This window comes from Candidatus Nitrosotalea bavarica (assembly GCF_900167955.1).
Taxonomy (GTDB): Archaea; Thermoproteota; Nitrososphaeria; order Nitrososphaerales; family Nitrosopumilaceae; genus Nitrosotalea; species Nitrosotalea bavarica.
In genome coordinates this window covers 96,292-113,013 of the sequence record NZ_FUYK01000001.1, presented here as the reverse complement: position 1 = coordinate 113,013, position 16,722 = coordinate 96,292, and the positions used below count along the sequence as shown (strand labels likewise).

General features: G+C 36.4%; 18 protein-coding genes. 10 read left to right on the top strand and 8 right to left on the bottom strand.

Features of this window, described 5'->3' with window-relative positions; genetic code table 11:
• Positions 1–35: 35 nt before the first annotated feature.
• Positions 36–593, bottom strand: a complete 558-nt coding sequence (locus C0Q33_RS00595; RefSeq protein ID WP_101476656.1) for a UbiX family flavin prenyltransferase — start codon at positions 591–593, stop codon at positions 36–38.
• Between the two features lie 80 nt (positions 594–673).
• Between C0Q33_RS00595 and C0Q33_RS00590 the strand changes: the two genes are divergently transcribed.
• The 3 genes from C0Q33_RS00590 to C0Q33_RS00580 are packed head-to-tail and all read left to right on the top strand — an operon-like array spanning position 674 to position 1,746.
• Entirely contained in the window at positions 674–1,042 is a 369-nt protein-coding gene (locus tag C0Q33_RS00590; RefSeq protein ID WP_245867261.1) for a helix-turn-helix domain-containing protein, read from the top strand.
• Positions 1,043–1,055: 13 nt separating this feature from the next.
• Positions 1,056–1,454 carry a hypothetical protein gene (locus C0Q33_RS00585; protein WP_101476726.1) on the top strand — a complete coding sequence of 133 codons (399 nt, stop codon included), beginning with the start codon at positions 1,056–1,058 and terminating at the stop codon, positions 1,452–1,454.
• Positions 1,455–1,461: 7 nt separating this feature from the next.
• Positions 1,462–1,746 (top strand): hypothetical protein, encoded by a 285-nt coding sequence (locus tag C0Q33_RS00580; RefSeq protein WP_101476655.1) that lies wholly within the window; start codon positions 1,462–1,464, stop codon positions 1,744–1,746.
• Here the strand turns inward: C0Q33_RS00580 and C0Q33_RS00575 are convergent.
• The 4 genes from C0Q33_RS00575 to C0Q33_RS00560 form a co-directional block, all read right to left on the bottom strand.
• Positions 1,743–2,537, bottom strand: a complete 795-nt coding sequence (locus tag C0Q33_RS00575; RefSeq protein ID WP_101476654.1) for an S-methyl-5'-thioadenosine phosphorylase — start codon at positions 2,535–2,537, stop codon at positions 1,743–1,745. The two genes, C0Q33_RS00580 and C0Q33_RS00575, sit on opposite strands and share 4 nt — an antisense overlap.
• A complete protein-coding gene (locus C0Q33_RS00570; protein ID WP_101476653.1) occupies positions 2,534–3,046 on the bottom strand; it encodes an adenine phosphoribosyltransferase in 513 nt (170 codons plus the stop codon). Before C0Q33_RS00570 ends, C0Q33_RS00575 begins: the two co-directional genes overlap by 4 nt.
• Positions 3,047–3,094: 48 nt before the next feature.
• The gene (locus C0Q33_RS00565) at positions 3,095–5,320 is read right to left on the bottom strand and encodes a hypothetical protein (RefSeq protein ID WP_101476652.1); all 2,226 of its coding nucleotides are present in this window, start codon (positions 5,318–5,320) and stop codon (positions 3,095–3,097) included.
• Positions 5,321–5,429: 109 nt separating this feature from the next.
• Positions 5,430–7,511 carry an AAA family ATPase gene (locus tag C0Q33_RS00560; protein WP_101476651.1) on the bottom strand — a complete coding sequence of 694 codons (2,082 nt, stop codon included), beginning with the start codon at positions 7,509–7,511 and terminating at the stop codon, positions 5,430–5,432.
• A gap of 106 nt (positions 7,512–7,617) precedes the next feature.
• Here C0Q33_RS00560 and C0Q33_RS00555 point away from each other — a divergent pair, with 106 nt between their 5' ends.
• The 3 genes from C0Q33_RS00555 to C0Q33_RS00545 all read left to right on the top strand — a co-directional run bounded on the left by C0Q33_RS00555 (position 7,618) and on the right by C0Q33_RS00545 (position 9,347).
• Entirely contained in the window at positions 7,618–8,097 is a 480-nt protein-coding gene (locus C0Q33_RS00555; RefSeq protein ID WP_101476650.1) for a hypothetical protein, read from the top strand.
• A 108-nt stretch (positions 8,098–8,205) separates the two neighbouring features.
• The gene (locus tag C0Q33_RS00550) at positions 8,206–8,754 is read left to right on the top strand and encodes a helix-turn-helix transcriptional regulator (RefSeq protein WP_245867260.1); all 549 of its coding nucleotides are present in this window, start codon (positions 8,206–8,208) and stop codon (positions 8,752–8,754) included.
• A complete protein-coding gene (locus tag C0Q33_RS00545; RefSeq protein ID WP_101476649.1) occupies positions 8,751–9,347 on the top strand; it encodes an RlmE family RNA methyltransferase in 597 nt (198 codons plus the stop codon). The genes C0Q33_RS00550 and C0Q33_RS00545 overlap by 4 nt, the downstream gene beginning before the upstream one ends.
• Here C0Q33_RS00545 and C0Q33_RS00540 read toward each other — a convergent pair.
• Positions 9,344–10,477 (bottom strand): tRNA (guanine-N1)-methyltransferase, encoded by a 1,134-nt coding sequence (locus tag C0Q33_RS00540; protein ID WP_101476648.1) that lies wholly within the window; start codon positions 10,475–10,477, stop codon positions 9,344–9,346. The genes C0Q33_RS00545 and C0Q33_RS00540 overlap by 4 nt on opposite strands.
• Positions 10,478–10,526: 49 nt before the next feature.
• Here C0Q33_RS00540 and rnhB point away from each other — a divergent pair, with 49 nt between their 5' ends.
• Positions 10,527–11,150, top strand: a complete 624-nt coding sequence (rnhB, locus tag C0Q33_RS00535) for a ribonuclease HII (RefSeq protein ID WP_101476647.1) — start codon at positions 10,527–10,529, stop codon at positions 11,148–11,150.
• On the opposite strand, the gene C0Q33_RS00530 is transcribed toward rnhB, so the two are convergent.
• Positions 11,142–11,816: a fibrillarin-like rRNA/tRNA 2'-O-methyltransferase gene (locus C0Q33_RS00530; RefSeq protein WP_101476646.1), complete on the bottom strand. Its 675-nt coding sequence runs from the start codon at positions 11,814–11,816 to the stop codon at positions 11,142–11,144. The two genes, rnhB and C0Q33_RS00530, sit on opposite strands and share 9 nt — an antisense overlap.
• On the bottom strand, positions 11,797–13,113 hold the full coding sequence (locus tag C0Q33_RS00525; protein ID WP_245867259.1) for an NOP5/NOP56 family protein: 1,317 nt from the start codon (positions 13,111–13,113) through the stop codon (positions 11,797–11,799). Before C0Q33_RS00525 ends, C0Q33_RS00530 begins: the two co-directional genes overlap by 20 nt.
• 83 nt (positions 13,114–13,196) lie before the next feature.
• Here C0Q33_RS00525 and C0Q33_RS00520 point away from each other — a divergent pair, with 83 nt between their 5' ends.
• From C0Q33_RS00520 to C0Q33_RS00510, 3 genes are read left to right on the top strand one after another with little or no spacing between them, the layout of a single operon-like run.
• The gene (locus C0Q33_RS00520) at positions 13,197–14,105 is read left to right on the top strand and encodes a dihydroorotate dehydrogenase (RefSeq protein WP_101476645.1); all 909 of its coding nucleotides are present in this window, start codon (positions 13,197–13,199) and stop codon (positions 14,103–14,105) included.
• A 10-nt stretch (positions 14,106–14,115) separates the two neighbouring features.
• Positions 14,116–14,901 (top strand): dihydroorotate dehydrogenase electron transfer subunit, encoded by a 786-nt coding sequence (locus C0Q33_RS00515; protein ID WP_394336908.1) that lies wholly within the window; start codon positions 14,116–14,118, stop codon positions 14,899–14,901.
• Between the two features lie 54 nt (positions 14,902–14,955).
• Positions 14,956–16,680 carry a B12-binding domain-containing radical SAM protein gene (locus C0Q33_RS00510; RefSeq protein WP_101476644.1) on the top strand — a complete coding sequence of 575 codons (1,725 nt, stop codon included), beginning with the start codon at positions 14,956–14,958 and terminating at the stop codon, positions 16,678–16,680.
• Positions 16,681–16,722: the final 42 nt, after the last annotated feature.

Genomic DNA, 16,722 nt, shown 5'->3' with positions numbered 1-16,722 from the left:
CATAATTGAACTCGACTAATTGTATGACTTGTAATTTAGGTGGTTTCCCATCTTTTGAATAGACTGTGCTCAATTCCAAATTGATCGAGGCATTTTCCTACTATGTGATTTAAAATATCGTCAATGTTCTTTGGTCTATTATAAAAGCCTGGCATGGCAGGTAATACTACTACCCCAATTCGAGAAAGTTTGAGCATATTTTCAAGATGTATGCTGGTAAGTGGGGTCTCTCTTGGAACCAGAACTAGTTTTCTAGATTCTTTCATTGTAACTCCTGCGGCTCTAGCTACTAGGGTTTCTTCATAACCATTGGCAATACTAGAAAGTGTTTTCATTGTACAAGGAATCACTATCATTCCATCAGTCTTGTGAGTTCCACTTGAAACACTTGCTGCCATATTTGCATCATCAGAATAATGTTCTGCCAGTGATCTTACGTGTTTCAAATTGTAATCAGTTTCTAGCACTAGACATTTTTTTGCCCATTCTGTCATGATTAAATGGACATCAACCTTGCACTGTTTGAGAATCTCTAGCATTCTTACACCATATAGAATTCCAGAACTTCCAGTTAATCCTATAATTAATCTCATGAAAGAATTATCTTTATTCCATATTTAATTTCAACTGTGATTTAACATGTTTATTTATGGCGTTATGAGTCTCGATATCTATGAGTGTTAATATTGATACAGTTGAAGAAAATATTGTTTCAGAACTTAGACTATCTACTATTCAATCTAAAGTCTATGTTTTAGTAGTAAAAAAAGGCAAAATGTCTGCTCAAGATATAGCAGAGCATCTGAATATTTCAGAAAGTGAAGCAAATCAAGCTGCAACAAGTCTTATTCAAAATGGAGGATTTATTGATATTACAAAGACAGAGTTTGAATCAATGCATCCAAGATTTGCAGTTGTTAATATGTATAGAAGAATGTGTGAGCGAGAAAATATTCAATTTAAGAAGAATCTTTTGGTAGATAATATATCAATTATTTTAGAAAAACCATATGACGATGCAAGAACTAAATATAACCGATAATGGAGGAGGAAACATGTCTGTAGATACAGAATCTTGTAATCACGAAATAGTTTACTTTGGAGTGACCAATGTTAATTATGAAAAAAGAACTATAGGCTCAGTTGATACATGGCGTTGTGTAAAATGCAAGAAAATTTTCTGTGAAGAAAAACAACTTGGTATTGAAAGTATAGTAGATTATGTAGGAATGCCAAAAATATCTCCAGATCAAAAATGGGCTGTACTTTTATGCAATCTTAAAAAACACAAAGACAAATGGAAATTAGTAAAGATAAAACAAAATGATGAAATTCAGCATGAATGTGTTGATGAAAAAATAATACAACTTAAGGTAAAGGACTTTAAGATTGAAGATGATAAACACTGGAATTTTCTTATAGAGAATTCTATTAACAAAGCAATAGAGATCTAAGTTTTTCATGGATATTCAAGTTCATATTAATAATGTTCGCGGAAGTCAAATAGCCGCCAAGATAACTGGCACTTTTAATATTGATGGTAATCCATTCAAGTTTCAAGCAATAGCTTTTGGAAGAATTGGTGGGCATAATATTGGCGCAAAGATTTCAAAGACAGTTGAGAAGAATCTGATTAAACTTGGTTATGACATAGATGCAGTGATAAATGAATTACAGCAAAAACTTGTTCGTGGAGATATCACTCTCCCAGAAGGATTGACAAAAGATTCCTTTGCCGATGGCTAGAACTGAGCTTCGTCAAATGCCTTGTGGCATGAGCAACCACGTTGCTGTGGAATCAAGTCAAAAAGCAGAGCAAGCATGTTTTTTGTAGTGCCTACATTCTTTGATAAAGTCTCTAAAACCTCTTTTGCAGTAACAGGTTTTTGAGCCCATACATCATAATCAGTTACTGTTGAAATCGACACATAACACATCTGAGCTTCTCTTGCAAGCTGACACTCTGGAACTAGAGTCATTCCTATGATGTCTGCACCTATGACATTTTTGTAAAATTTTGATTCTGCTCTTGTTGAAAACCTAGGTCCCTCAATGCAAATGTATGTGGCATCTTTATGGATGTGGAGATTCATTTTTTTTGAAACATCTAAAACAACATTTTGAAGCTCCGGACAAAATGGATCTGCTACTGATATGTGAATTACTTTACCGTCTTCATAAAGTGTGTATTTTCTTGATTTTGTAAAATCTATAAATTGTGATGGAAGTACAACATCTCCAGGTTTTAATTCTTTTTTTAAACTTCCAACTGCAGATGGTGCAATAATTCTTTTAATTCCCATCTCTTTGAATGCCCAAATATTTGCTCTAAAGTTTATTAAATGAGGTGGAATAGTATGTTTTTTACCATGTCTTGGCATGAATGCAACTTTTCTTCCTTTGTAAATTCCAACTGTTATGGAATCTGAAGTTTTACCGAATGGTGTTTCAACATTGATCTCTTTGCTTTCAGCAAGTAAACCAGAATCATATATTCCAGTTCCGCCAAAAATGCCTATCTCTGCCTGCTCTATCAATATTTCACCAGCGCATTATGTTTGTAATCTTTGATAATTTTTGATCCTTTCAAATCTGTTAATTCTATGATAAACGCAAAACCAGATACCTTGCCGCCTATCTTCTCAACTAATTTTGCAGCAGCTTTTGCTGTTCCACCAGTTGCAAGCAAATCATCACAAATGTACACTTTTTGCCCTTTCTTTAATGCGCCAACTTGGATCTCCATCGTGGCACTTCCATATTCGATATTGTATGATACCTTATGAGTGGCACCTGGCAATTTTCCTTGTTTTCTAATCATAATCATGCCCTTGTTATATTTGAGAGCTAATGCGCAAGCTAATGGAAAACCTCTCGACTCTATGCCTGCAAAAATATCGACATCATTTGGATGAATTATTTTTGTAAATTCTTCTATTAATAGTGATAACGCAGCAGGATCTCTTAGAAGGGGACTGATATCTCTGAACAAAATTCCTTTTTTTGGGAAATCCGGTATTTCTGCAATCTTGTCTCTCAGATTCATAAATTGCTGTCAAGTTGTGGATGTAAAAAATATTGCTAAATAGACTTTTTATTGAATCGTTATGCTGAGAGTGGATTTGCCATTGGGGGACGATATCGCAATTGTATATGTTCCAGGCTTGATATCATTTGGAACTACCCAATCTGTAGTGTAGTCGCCTCTGTTTGTTGATGATGTTTCTAAAGTGTCAATAGATCCAGCACTGTTTCCAATCGAGATACTAAGGTTATTGTCAGTACCAGCATCAGTTCCTGAGATTGCAATGATATCTCCTCTTGTGTAGAGGCCAGAGGCTCTGTCTACTTTAATAGTGATTGCCTGTGTAGATGATTTTACAATTATGTTTTTGGATACGTGGTTTATTCCACTTGTAGCATCAAGTTTCCATGTTCCCGGTGTTGCAATAGATGGTATACTGAAAGCAAATGAAGAAAAGTGACCGGATTTATCTGCAAATGTTTGTATTGATTTTACTAGTATGCCATTAGGATCAGTCAAAGAAAGTTGGAGCAGAGTATTTGAATTGGTTGTTCCAATAATTATAATTTCATCACTTGGTAGATATGTGTCCTTTACTGTATTGAGCACAATCGTTCCAGAACCTACCTCTAGACCTACTGCAAAGTCTTTTTGGATTTTTTCATCTGCATGAGTAACTACTGCTGTATAAATGCCTGATGTGTATGAGGTTAAATTAAAAGAATATGTTGCCTCTCCCTGTTCCCCTAAGGAAATAATATCCGAAAACTTTTGTTTGTCTGATGGATCTATTATGATAAGATTAAGGGTTGATGATGGAGGACCTGTTACACTAATGAGGGGTTTATCAGTATCTGAATAGCTGAGTTTATCCAAATTCATTGTTATGGGAGGGGATGGATCTACTCCTACTCCAAAGTAAAGTACTGATTGATCATTACCTTGAATTACAGTTATTGAATATGTTCCTTCAATAGCAGTGTTTTGTAATTGATATGATGCTGAGACAGTACCGGCAGATGTTACATTTGCACTTTTTGAATAAATTGGAATACCTGTAGGATCTGCAATAATGAAACTTACCACCTGATTTGAAATTGAAGTGCCGTTTATGACAACCGTTTGCCCTGAGTCATATTTTTGTGACGACGTTGAGACTGAAACCTGATGGGTAGTTACAATGCTGAATCCTTTGGAGACTTGATCTTTTCCGTCTGAGATAGTTACAGTGTATTTTCCAAATGCTGCATCTACAGGTATGCTTCTGGTTAATACGTAATTTCCATTTTTATCCGCCTGCGCAGTCAATGTCGTTACTGAATTTCCATTAGAGTCTGATATGGTAAAAGTTATAGTGGATTCCGGAGTTGCTGTCCCTGAAACTATTTTTGTTTCTCCTCTGTGAAATATTGGATCAAAATTTACTGTTAAAGGAATGTTTTGAATCACACTGCCGCCATGTTGTTGTGATACTTTGAGATTTGTAGAAAATGATTTTTGATTACCCTGTTGATCCTTTAGAATAAATTCAACACTTCCTGCTTGTTCAGAATTTGGTATAACGAGAGTTGTAACAAAATTTCCATCACCGTTAGATGAAAATGAACCTATCTTGTCATTGCCTATGTACAAATCAAGGTTAGTTGATGAAGAAAAACTAATACCGACTACACGTACATGGCCACCTATTGCAGGAGTTGAGGGAATTATTCTAAATGTTGACGTATCTAATATTCCTCGTACTGTTTGTTGTACCTGAGTATTACCAGGTGTTTGAGTATTACCAGGTGTTTGAGTATTACCAGGTGTTTGAGTATTACCAGGTGTTTGAGTATTACCAGGTGTTTGAGTATTACCAGGTGTTTGAGTATTACCAGGTGTTTGAGTACCTATATTGCCAGAACCAATTTCTATGTTGTTTGTATCTGATGCACTCCATGTCATACTGGGTATCTGCTGGTCTGTTTTGATTTGGAAAGATGCTGATTTACCAGGCTTTAGTGGATCTATTGCACTAAATGCAATGGTGGTTGACGAAGTTTTCATACCTGCCCAACCATTGTCAAGCTTGAATGATTTGAAAGATCCACCATTTATTTGCAAAATGAATGAAGCTACATCTAACGTACTGTTTGCATTATTGTTGACAGAAAGTACGGTCATTCCCCCAGTGTTTGTAGTAGTTACAGTTACAAACGTAGGAGATGCATTAACTTGCTGTACTGTATATGTTGTAAAGATACTACTGAGAAGTAGGGCAAGAAGAATAACTGATTTTAATAACACTTTACTCATACACTAAAAAACTAATCTCTCAATTAAATCTTAATAAGAAATCATACTTTTACATCTTATATTATAATGTGATTTATGAGCAAAGCACAAATGTTGATATTTTTCAGCTCTATCTGCTAAAAGTTGTAGATGTCTGGGATACTAGGTTTTGATTCTGTCTTATTCTCTCAGCAATCAATCTATATAATGACCTGAATTGGTCCTTTGTTTTATCTGATAAAAAGTCAGTTTCACCTAATACCATTTTTTCACAAATATATCTGCAAATTTCTTCTCTGTCAAACTTTTCCCAGCCTAGGTGTTGATTTTCTTTCCAAATCTCATTTAGGTTATCCAGTATGCTTTTCTTACCTTTGCTTAATACTTGATCTTTAGTCAATGTAACATATCCTTCTTTTCTTAGTTTTACTTCATAAGTTTGGTTTACAGCATAAAGATAATCTTCATCTACTAAAAGGTCTTCTATGAATAGCCTTGGTTGTCCGGCAAGTTCAAAGAAAATCATCTGGACTGACTTGAATTCATTTGACTGAAGCTCTGTAGAAATTTTTCTTGATTCTTCTGTATTATCTAATAAAATGAAAGTATCATATCCATGATTTTTATAAAATATTGCAAGCGACATAACTGAGTTCTTGTTGTAAGCTGGAACTATGTTGAGCGGATTCATGGATAGATTAGGATCCTTAAGGAATCTATCAAATGCATTTAGATACATACAATCAGACATGGTCTCAACTATTATCACAGGTCTTGAATTGAAACCAATTTGCTTGTCTACTATGGATTCAACAAGACCTCTTGAAAGGCCGTATAAAATTGGAATGAGGGTTTGATCGTCGGCATTCCAGTAGTCATAATAGATCTTACTTAGATGTTTTCTCTTGTCAAGCTCTACTACAAGCAGATTACCTTGAGTATAATCAAATATCATAAAAGGTGAGTGAGTCGCATACAATATTTGATTTGAACCGGCTAGACCCTTTAGCAGATCTGAAATTCCTCTCTGTTGAGCAGGATGTAAGTTTCTGGCAGGTTCATCAAGTAATAATATTGCTTCTTTCAATTCTGCCTTTTGTGTTTCTGCAGCAAAATTTACTATGAATGAAAAAGTCCACTTGAATCCTTCAGCTCTTCTGTTAAGCAGTCCTGTATTTGTAACGGTACCATCTTTGTGAACATCTGATATGACTACACTCAAAACATTTCCTGGATTCCATCTCAATTCGACATGAATTGGATCTCCTTTCCATGCTGGATTGAGTCTCTCACTAAGTCTTCTACTTGAAATATTTAATAATTTTATAAGTCTTGATGGACTGTTCTTCGCCTCTTCAAGCTTCTGGGCATCAAGCTCTGCCAAATAAAATAAATTGTTGACTGTTTCTGCTTTGTCAAACTCTTCAACATATTCTAATCCTTTTGCTCTAATTCCCTTTGATTCTCTCACAAATTCCTCCAAGTCTATATTTCCAAGTATCTTCTTGTAGTCTGAAAAGTAAACAAATCGAGGATGTAGTTTATCCTCAATGAAATTGTCTAATGCTGAACGTTCGTTTGTTCCTATTAGCATATTATCAAATATGCTCTCTAGGTCTTGGTAGATGTTCTTCCACTCTGATATTACTTGTTGATCTTGTGATGCAATCAGGTAGATGTTGTTATTGAATTCAGCCATCATGTCCATAAAGACTTCACGTGTTCGTGGCGCAGGCGCATCTAGAAATTTGGTGTCTACTCTAATTCGTATAGGATTTGGCATAGCTAATACAAATGACTTGATTCTATCTACAAAGTTTTCCCACGAGTTGAGTCTCTTGCTTGCCTCGCCACTGATTTTTACTTCGCCAAAATCATATTGTATTCTGGGATTTTTGTTAGTCCTGTAAATCTTCATATTTTTTATGTCTTGGAGATTTGGAAATTTTTCTCGAATTAATGAAGTCTCCTTTTCATTTAGTACAAATTCTCCTTCAGCTAATTTTATTTCTGACTTGAGAACTTCAGTCATTTCATCGCATAAATCTAAATCCGAAACCTTTGTGTCCTTGTTGAGCAATGTAAGAGCTTCTAAAATCGTAGTTTTGCCACTTTCATTTCTTCCTACAAATGCCGCAAGATCTCCTACTTTAATTTCGCCGGAATCATGAATGCAACGATAACCTTGCACTCTAAATTTTCTAAGCCGCATCTAGCGGCTATTGGCTTGGCTGTGATTTAACTTATTCGTCAAATTTATCAATTAGATGTTTTTCGACCAAATAGATATATGGGAACTAGAGCGGTTATACTACAAATTGGCAGTAAAAAAAATTGCTTATCTTGTTTTCGTCTTTCCTGTTATAGTTTCATTGATTTTTGGAGGATTTGTACTAGCTGATGTTTTAGGACAACCTGATAGAAAATTAAACATGTGGCAATTTAAATTTGAAACACAAACTGGACAACAAGGAGACAAGGACATACGATTGTTGAATCTGAACAGTTCTTATCCTATATCTACACCGCTTAACTTTAGAGTTATGGTAAACAATACCGCATTTGATTGTGGAGATCTGTATATGACAATATATGATCCAAGTACGTCTCCAATGCAAATTATAGTCCAACATGCCTACTTTTCACAATGTTTTGGACAGAATAATTCTACTATGCCAATTCAAGATACTTTTACACCTGTTATTGATAAAACAGGTCCTTATCAGATTGTGGTAGAAATGAAGGACAAGACCAATCAAAATAGTACTAGTGTTAAGGCTAACTTTAACGTACAATAAGAAAATTATATGTTATTATATTGCACGAGTATCTGTAATCTTGAGGAATAACATTCTTGTTATTATTAAATAATCATGGCTAAAAAAGAAAAAAAATCAATCAAAAAAATGGAAGAAAAGAAGGAAGTAACCAAGACTGAAAAGAAGAAAGTAGTCAAGACTGAAAAGAAAAAGGAAATTACTAAACCAGAAAAGAAAAAGACCAAGGCTGAATTGAAAAAGGAGGCTGAACTTTTAGAGGAAGAAGAAGAGATTGATGAAAAGGAGATAGAAAACTTCCAGATAGAAGGTCTGGATATGGAAAAATTAAAAACAACTGTTTTAGGCTTGGTTGCAAAACGCGGAGACAATGGCATGTTCCAAAGTGAACTTTGGAAGAAACTCAAACTATCAAGTAGAGATGGTTCTAGGCTTGCACTAAAGCTTGAGAGACAACATCTTGTAAAAAGGGAAAAAATTCTTGAAAACGGTCGTTGGACTTACAAACTAAAGATTGCACATGTACCAGTAACCACACAATCAATAGAATCAGCACCATGTCTAATTTGTCCTGTTGAATCAAAATGTACTCTTGAAGGAGAAATTAGTCCACGAACTTGTCCCTTGATTGAACAATGGGTTTTAACCGAAATTTCTACAAAGAAGGTAAAGAAATGAAGTTAATTGATGCAAGGCGTGACTTGTATAGAAGACTAGCTCACAAAGAAGGATATCGAAGTAGAGCTGCATACAAACTAAAAGAACTAAACACTTCTTATCGAATAATTGGTCCTGGGTTTTTTGTTTTGGATTTGGGATGCTCCCCTGGTGGATGGACTCAAGTTGCAAAAGAACTTGCAGGAAACAAAGGACAAGTTATGGGCATTGACAAAGCATTTGTAGAAGAAATTCAAGATGTTCATATCATCAGGGGAGACATTGAGGACGAATCTGTTGTAGAACAAATTTTCGAGTATTTTGGAGGTAAAATTAATGCCGTTATTTGTGATCTATCACCAACAGTTACTGGACAATGGGATGTGGACCATGGAAGACAAATCTCTCTTAACTATGCAGCAAGTAAAATCATGGACCAAGTTTTGGCACGAAAGGGTAACGCACTCTTCAAAGTATTTGATGGTCAATATTCGATTGAATTCAGAGACTATATACGAAAAAAGTTTGCCAAAGTTCAGCTAAGAAAACCTTCAGCAAGCAGAAAATCTAGTAGTGAATTATACTATGTTTGTTTAGGGTATCTTGGAATTTAAACTAGAGATAAAATTTCGTCAATTCTAGCATCAGTCTTAAACCCTGTGGGATTCATACTTGTTTTTGTAGCCCTTAGTCCAATACCTTGAATCTTTTCTATTATTTTATCTAGAGATGGTGGGGCTGACCGGTTTCTATGTCCTATCTCATCCAAGGTAAAATAGGCAGGTGGCATACCTACTTCTTCTTGACACTTTTCCAAGAACATTTTACAAGACTTGTCAACCTTCAAGTTTTCTTCTTCTGGTATCATCGCATCTACAAAATTCTTGTCTTGCATATTATCTATCCAAAGCGGTCCTGCAAGTTTTGCCTTTGATTTACAGATATTGCATATGTGTTCAACTTCCTGTACAACTTTTCTGTTACCACAATTATCACAATGTAGGATGTATCCCATGCAATTTTTGGTATTTGTTCTAACAAGTATCTTGACATACGCCTTGTAGTAATGCATACTATGTTGTACAAATAATGGTGCTACCATGATATCCATTCTACCTGCAACGAGATTCATGCATCCGAGAACAAGTCGTAATGCTATCTCATTTCCATATGTGGTTCTAACTGGGGTTCCATAATACTTGCGTTTGCATGCTTCTGGAAATATTCCATGTAATACAGTCAGGTCAGTAGCAGTAACTGACAAGAGCCCTCCATGAAACGTAGCTCTGATTGCACAATCCAGATAGCGTGAAGGTGAGCCAAAAGGATCTACATCTACAATTGCACCACGTCCGTCTCTTGACGAATGAAGACTTAGGAATCTACAAGCCTCATTTTCAGAAAACTCACAATTTGTTACTCCATTTACCTTTGCGATGCTTTTTCCAATCTCGAGGGCTTGAGCATTTACATCATTTGCAACAACTTTTTCTATTGAACTTATTTCATTTGCAACTCTTATGCTTCTTGCACCAATTCCTGCAAGTGAATCCAAAAAGATCTTTGGACCCTTGAAGTTTTTAAGAAATGCAGAATATGCTATTATGGAAAAATCTCTACTAACTCTAGCCCTTGGATTAAAAAATGCTGGTTCCTTTGGAGGTGTTTTTTCTGATAGTGAATCTCTTGGTACTAGAAGCTTCGTACTTCCTTCTACTATCTCAGCAAGGTCAAACTCCAACATCTTATCTTATCTAAAATGATTTAATACATCTAACGCAAGAATAACTAAAATGCTAGTCTGCGGAGTAGATGACGCAGGTCGAGGTTCAGTCTTGGGTCCACTTGTTATAGCTGGAATTTCTATTGAGCGAAATAAGATAAAACATCTTTCCGCAATAGGAGTCAAGGATTCAAAACAACTCAGCCCAAAATCGCGAGAAAATCTATATGATAAGATATTGTCACTAGTGGATTCGTATTACGTGGCAAAAATTCCACCAAGAACGATAGATAGACATGTCAACAAAAACCTGCTAAACCAACTTGAAGCAGACTATATGGCTAAAGTTATAAAAAAACTTGGGGCAAGTTCTTCGTACGTTGACTCGTGTGACGTAAATCCCAAACGATTTGGGTTGTATATCTCAAATATTGCCAAGACTGGAAAAATTATCTCTAGTCATCATGCCGATAAAAAATACCCAGTAGTCTCCGCAGCATCAATTATTGCCAAAGTAAACAGGGATAGGGAGATTGAAAAACTACGAAAGAATCATGATCTTGGAAGTGGGTACCCATCTGACTCTAAAACTATGGGATTTATCAAACAATGGCTATCTCAAAATGGGGATGTTCCAGTCTTTGTCAGAAAGAGTTGGAAACCAATCAAAATATTATTAAGTAAATCATCCTAGGTATTTTGCTACAATCATACCATGATCTCCTTCATATGGCTCGAGATTAATCTCCTGAACTATCTCAAAGTTTGCCGATAATTTCTTTATCTCTGAGCGCATTACTTGGGCAGGTTCTCTTGTAACATCGATACTTCTTGTTTTTACTACAAGCATCATGTATCCGCCTTTTTTTAGATATGTCTTACAATTTAGGATTGCAATTTCTGTCTGATCTGGTTGAGCAATATCGACATAAACAACATCAACTGGACCATACACTGAAAAATATTCCTTGGGACTACGTGCATCTTGTAAAATTGGAACTACGTTTGATCTAAACGAAGCTACTCTTTCCAAAAAGTCTCTGGCAACTCTACTTGAATGTTCAACACAGAAAACTATCCCACTTGGACCAACAATATCTGAGACATGGCTTGCAGTAGTTCCTGTAGATACTCCAAGATAGAGAACTTTTACTTTTCTAACAATGGGTAAAAACTGAAGACCGTTCATTATGGCAGCTCCGAGTTTGCTACGATAAGGATCCCATATCCTAAATTCTTCATCATCTATTTTTACTAATTTTTCTCTATAGACTTGATTTCCGGGTACGAGATTTATGGTTGCAAGTCTTTTTTCCCCTTCACTTTTTACCCAAAAAATATTATCTTCTTCGTTTTCCAAACTTTTTTCTCTTGCTCTTTTGCCAGTCGTTTTGCTTGTCTCCCTCTCTGCCGCCTCTACCTCCGCCTCCACCAAATCTTCTATCTCCCTCTCTGCCGCCTCTACCTCCGCCTCCACCAAATCTTCTATCTCGTGTGTCTTCCTGTCTACGTGGCTGGAAAGCTGGCCTTTCTGGCTGGTCTTTGTATTTTACTCCTATCTCTGTGACTCGTATGTTGAGTTTTTCAAGTAATGTATCATTTCTACCTGCTCCATAGACATCTACTCTTGCAGCAATTGCAGCTTTTGCAGCTATCGCCCTTGCAATTTTACCTCTTTGCCATCTTGGAGCAGCGTGAACTAACTGATGCTGGAACAACAAACCATGTTTTGGTGGCTGGGCGCCAGTTTTGAGTGATCTAAACAATGCCTTTTCTGCACCCAGAATTTGAATTGTACTAGCTGGCATCATTGCAAGTCTCTTTAGACTTCCTGCCTTTGCAAGTATTCTTGCTCCAACAGCAGAACCTAATATGACAGAAATGTTTGGTGCCACTAGCTCCATTTGCGATTCGATGTGTTTTTCAAGTGATTGTCTCAACTCAAAAAGTTCTAAAATCTGTTTTGAAATACTTTGAACTATTGCAAGATTCTCATCTGAGATCTGACCGCCCCTACTCTTTTTTTGTAATAACGATAGCATCTCTGCTTTCTCTTCAGGAAAACCAGCCTCAAGATACGTATCCTGAGTAAGATCGTCTCTTCTCCCCGCCGTGACAATTTTTGAATACCCACTAATTGTATCAATTAGATTGTCAAGTTCTGGAAAATGTAATCCGTACCACTCTCTTACTCTGGAACTTAGTAAATTGATTATCTTGTCTGTCTCGTCTAAGGTACTGATTGCCTGAATTATGTGCAAATCAGGACTTTCAGAAATCTCTGTTACTCTAGATGATGATAGATTGAGTGCAAATTCTCGTAATTTTCCTCTGGCATCTCCTTCATCTGTGGCAAAGCCCGAGTCTACAAGGACGTGCAATTTTGAAGATTGTATAGTCTCTATTTTCTTCTCATCCATGAGATCTGACTCTATGGATTTTTTCCTCAATAATTTCAACAACGAAGAATCATTTACGGTAACAATGCTTCCTAAATTGGCAAGGAATTGTTCTAATTCATTGAGATTGATCTGTTCTTTTTTCAAATCTACATACTGAACTGCAGGATTTGAAAATGGAAATGATTTTACACATTTATTATCATCAAAAACTGCAACACCCAACTCTGTTAAAATGACAGAATACATAGAGAGCATTTTCATGTCTTACTAAAAAATGTAACAGTATGGATTCCAAACCACATCAAACGTTATAAGACAACCATTTTTTATTATTAGAAGTGAGTCCTGACATTTCAACCAGTGTAGGTCCCATTGTACTTGAAAGACCCACGATGCTTGCATCTGGCATTCTTGGTATATCGCTTGACGTTTTTGGTCGTCTATATAAAGAAGGAGCAGGAGCGCTGGTCACAAAATCGCTTAGCAAAGAACCATGGGATGGATACCCAAACCCTACCATAATCGGACTGGCAAATGGGTATCTAAATGCAGTTGGACTGTCAAATCCAGGGGCTCCGTACTTTGCAAAGATGTTGTCATCAAATCAAACTATTCCGATAATTGTTAGTCTGGTGGGCTCTATTCCTGAAGACTTTACATTTATGATAAAACAATTTGAGAATGTAAAGATTCTAGGATACGAGCTAAACCTGTCCTGTCCTCATGTTGAAAAGGTTGGGCTAGAAGTTGGCGATGATCCAGAACTTGTTCGCACTATAATAAAATCCGTAAAAAAAGAATCCAAAGTTCCAGTAATTGCAAAAGTGGGTCTTGGTTCTTCAGACTATCTGAAAACTGTTAGTACTGCATGTGAGAGTGGAATTGATGGCATAACTGCAATAAATACACTTAGGGCAATGGCAATAGATGTAGAAACGGGCAGACCTTTCTTAAGTCATAAGATAGGTGGATTATCTGGGCCTCCAATCAAACCTGTTGCAGTACGATGCGTCTATGAAATCTCATCAAAGTTTGATATTCCTATTATTGGGTGTGGTGGAATTTCAAGGTGGGAAGATGCTGTAGAATTTTTACTTGCAGGGGCAAGTGCTGTACAAATTGGCAGTGCTGTTGGAGAAAAATGGACTGGAGTATTCTCTGAGATAAATAATGGAATATCCAAGTATATGGAAAGAAAAAACTTTACAAAAATAAAGGAGATGGTTGGGATTGCAAAAAAGTTTTGATACTCCAAAGATGGTAACAATCGAAAAAATAGTGGATGAAACTCCAACTGTTCGTACTCTGTTCTTTTCTGATGAAATATTATCAAAAGTACTTCCAGGACAATTTGCGATGGTCTGGATTCCTGGAGTAAATGAGATCCCGATGAGTGTCATGATATCACAAGAAAATGGAAAAGCTGCTTTTACTGTAAGAAAACATGGGCTTGCCACAACTGAATTATTTTCCAAAAAAGTTGGTGATCAAATAGGAATCAGGGGTCCTTATGGTAATTCATTTACAATAAAACAAGGCAAGATGCTTCTAGTGGGAGGCGGAACCGGACTTGTTCCTCTAATACGTCTTGTAACATTTCTCAAGAAAAGTGATGACGTAACTATAATCATAGGAGCAAAGACTAGAGCCGAAGTCTTTTTTGAAGGTCTTGCAAAAAAACTACTTGAAGGAACTTCACATAAAGTCATTGTTGTAACTGAAGATGGAAGTTATAGTGAAAAAGGTCTTGTTACTGATGTTATGGAGAAATTGTTAAAATCTAATAGATTTGATGCGATATACACTTGCGGTCCTGAAAAAATGATGTACAAAGTTGTACAGATTGCATCCCAAAACAAGAGCTATGTTGAAGCAAGTATTGAAAGAATGATGAAATGTGGAATTGGAATATGTGGTAGCTGTTGCTTTGGTGATGTGATGGCATGCAAAGATGGAACTGTCTTTGATGGTACATCTCTTCTTGTAAACAAGGAGTTTGGTTTCACTCATAGAAACAAATCTGGCATGATTGAGAATTATTAGACGGTAGAAATGTCGGAAACTTAAAATGCTATCAAAAATCATTCAAATTGAAAATTGGGCCGTCCTAAAATTGTATTAACTGCAGATCGTACGCTAATGTCTCCCTATCGTGGGATATCTTTGGCAACCTTCTTTGGTTGTGCTCCTGCAGTAGATCCACATAGACCAAAAAACAGTTTCTGGTATTATATTCTAAAAGATCAAGTTACTCCAAAAATTCTCTTTGATTTTATTTGTAATCCAATAAGCCATACAAATGGTGTTGCAAATTATGCTCCCTACGGATTACGAAAAGTGGAAGCAGCTCTTCTTCGAGATGGATACAAAAGAGAAGATGTTGTAGTAGCACATCCTGATCATGTTGACAAGTTCATCGGTCCTGAAACTCAGGTAGTTGGTACTTATGAAATGGATCCTCTTGGAATGGGTCCTGTAACTATGACATTTACTTATGGCAGAAAACAGACATCGTATGACGAATTTTACAACCGCGACTTGCACATGAAGATTAATGCTGCAAAGAAGAAAAACGGAAGTAATGCCAAAGTCATAGTTGGAGCTTCCGGAACTTGGCAGTATAATTATGATCCCAAGAAAATTCAAGAATATGGACTATATGCAGTACTAGAAGGAGAACTTGGCGGTATTGCTCCGGAGATAGACGGACATGCTGGAGAATTCTTTAACAAACTTATCGGTGGAGAATTTGAAAATATGAATCCATTTGTTAAAAGTGATTTCAAGGTTGAGATTAAAGAATTTGGACAAGATGAAAACAAATTCCATGGTAGATTTATCCATTATTGGGATGAGCCAGGAGTTGATGAAATTCCAAACATCGTAGAACCAAGTATGCATGGAATGGTAGAAGTCATGCGAGGTTGTGGGAGAGGTTGCAAGTTTTGTGATGTTACATTAAGGCCATTAAGATACTATTCCCCTGAAAAAGTAAAACAAGAGATTGAAGTCAACATAAAAAAAGGTGGACAACGAAATGCATGGCTTCACAGTGATGACATCTTCGTCTATGGCCTTGATCCAAGAAAGACAAAGAATATGGCTCCAAACAGAGACGCGTTAGAAGAACTCTTCAAAGCAGTCATGTCATGTGGAATAGAACATACCAATCCAACTCACGGTACTTTAGCCGGTGCAATTGCTGATGAAAAATTACTTCCAAGTATTTCAAAGATAATCCGTTCAGGTCCAAACAACAAGACTGGAGTTCAATGTGGATTTGAGACAGGAAGTCTTAGATTGATTGGAAAATATGCTGATAGAAAACTTGCTCCATACAAACCAGAGGAATGGCACTGGGTTGTAAAAGAGGGAGTAAAAACACTAAACGAGAATCACTGGATTCCTGCATTTACTCTAATAATGGGCCTTGATAATGCTGAAACCGAAGAGGATGGATGGGATACAATACGCCTCATAAACGAGCTAGAACTAGAACAACCTGAATCGCAGTTTACAGTAACTCCACTTACATTTGTCCCAATAGGACTACTTGAAAAATCAGAGTTCTTTGATATTGGAAATGAATTGACTGCTCCACAACTTGGTGTCATGTACAAGACATGGCAACACAACTTCAAGTATGGAATTCAGAAATTCATGGACAAGACAGGAAGCAACAATACTCTAAAGAAAAAGGCATTTACTGGCCTTGCAAGAGCTTTGGGTGGTGTTCCATTGACTGCAATGGAAAAATATGCAAGAAGAAAGGGCCCAGAACACGAGAGAGTAATTGAGACTATCAAGACAAAGTACTGGTAGACAATAACCAAATACATAAATTGAATTAAAATAAAGTTCATT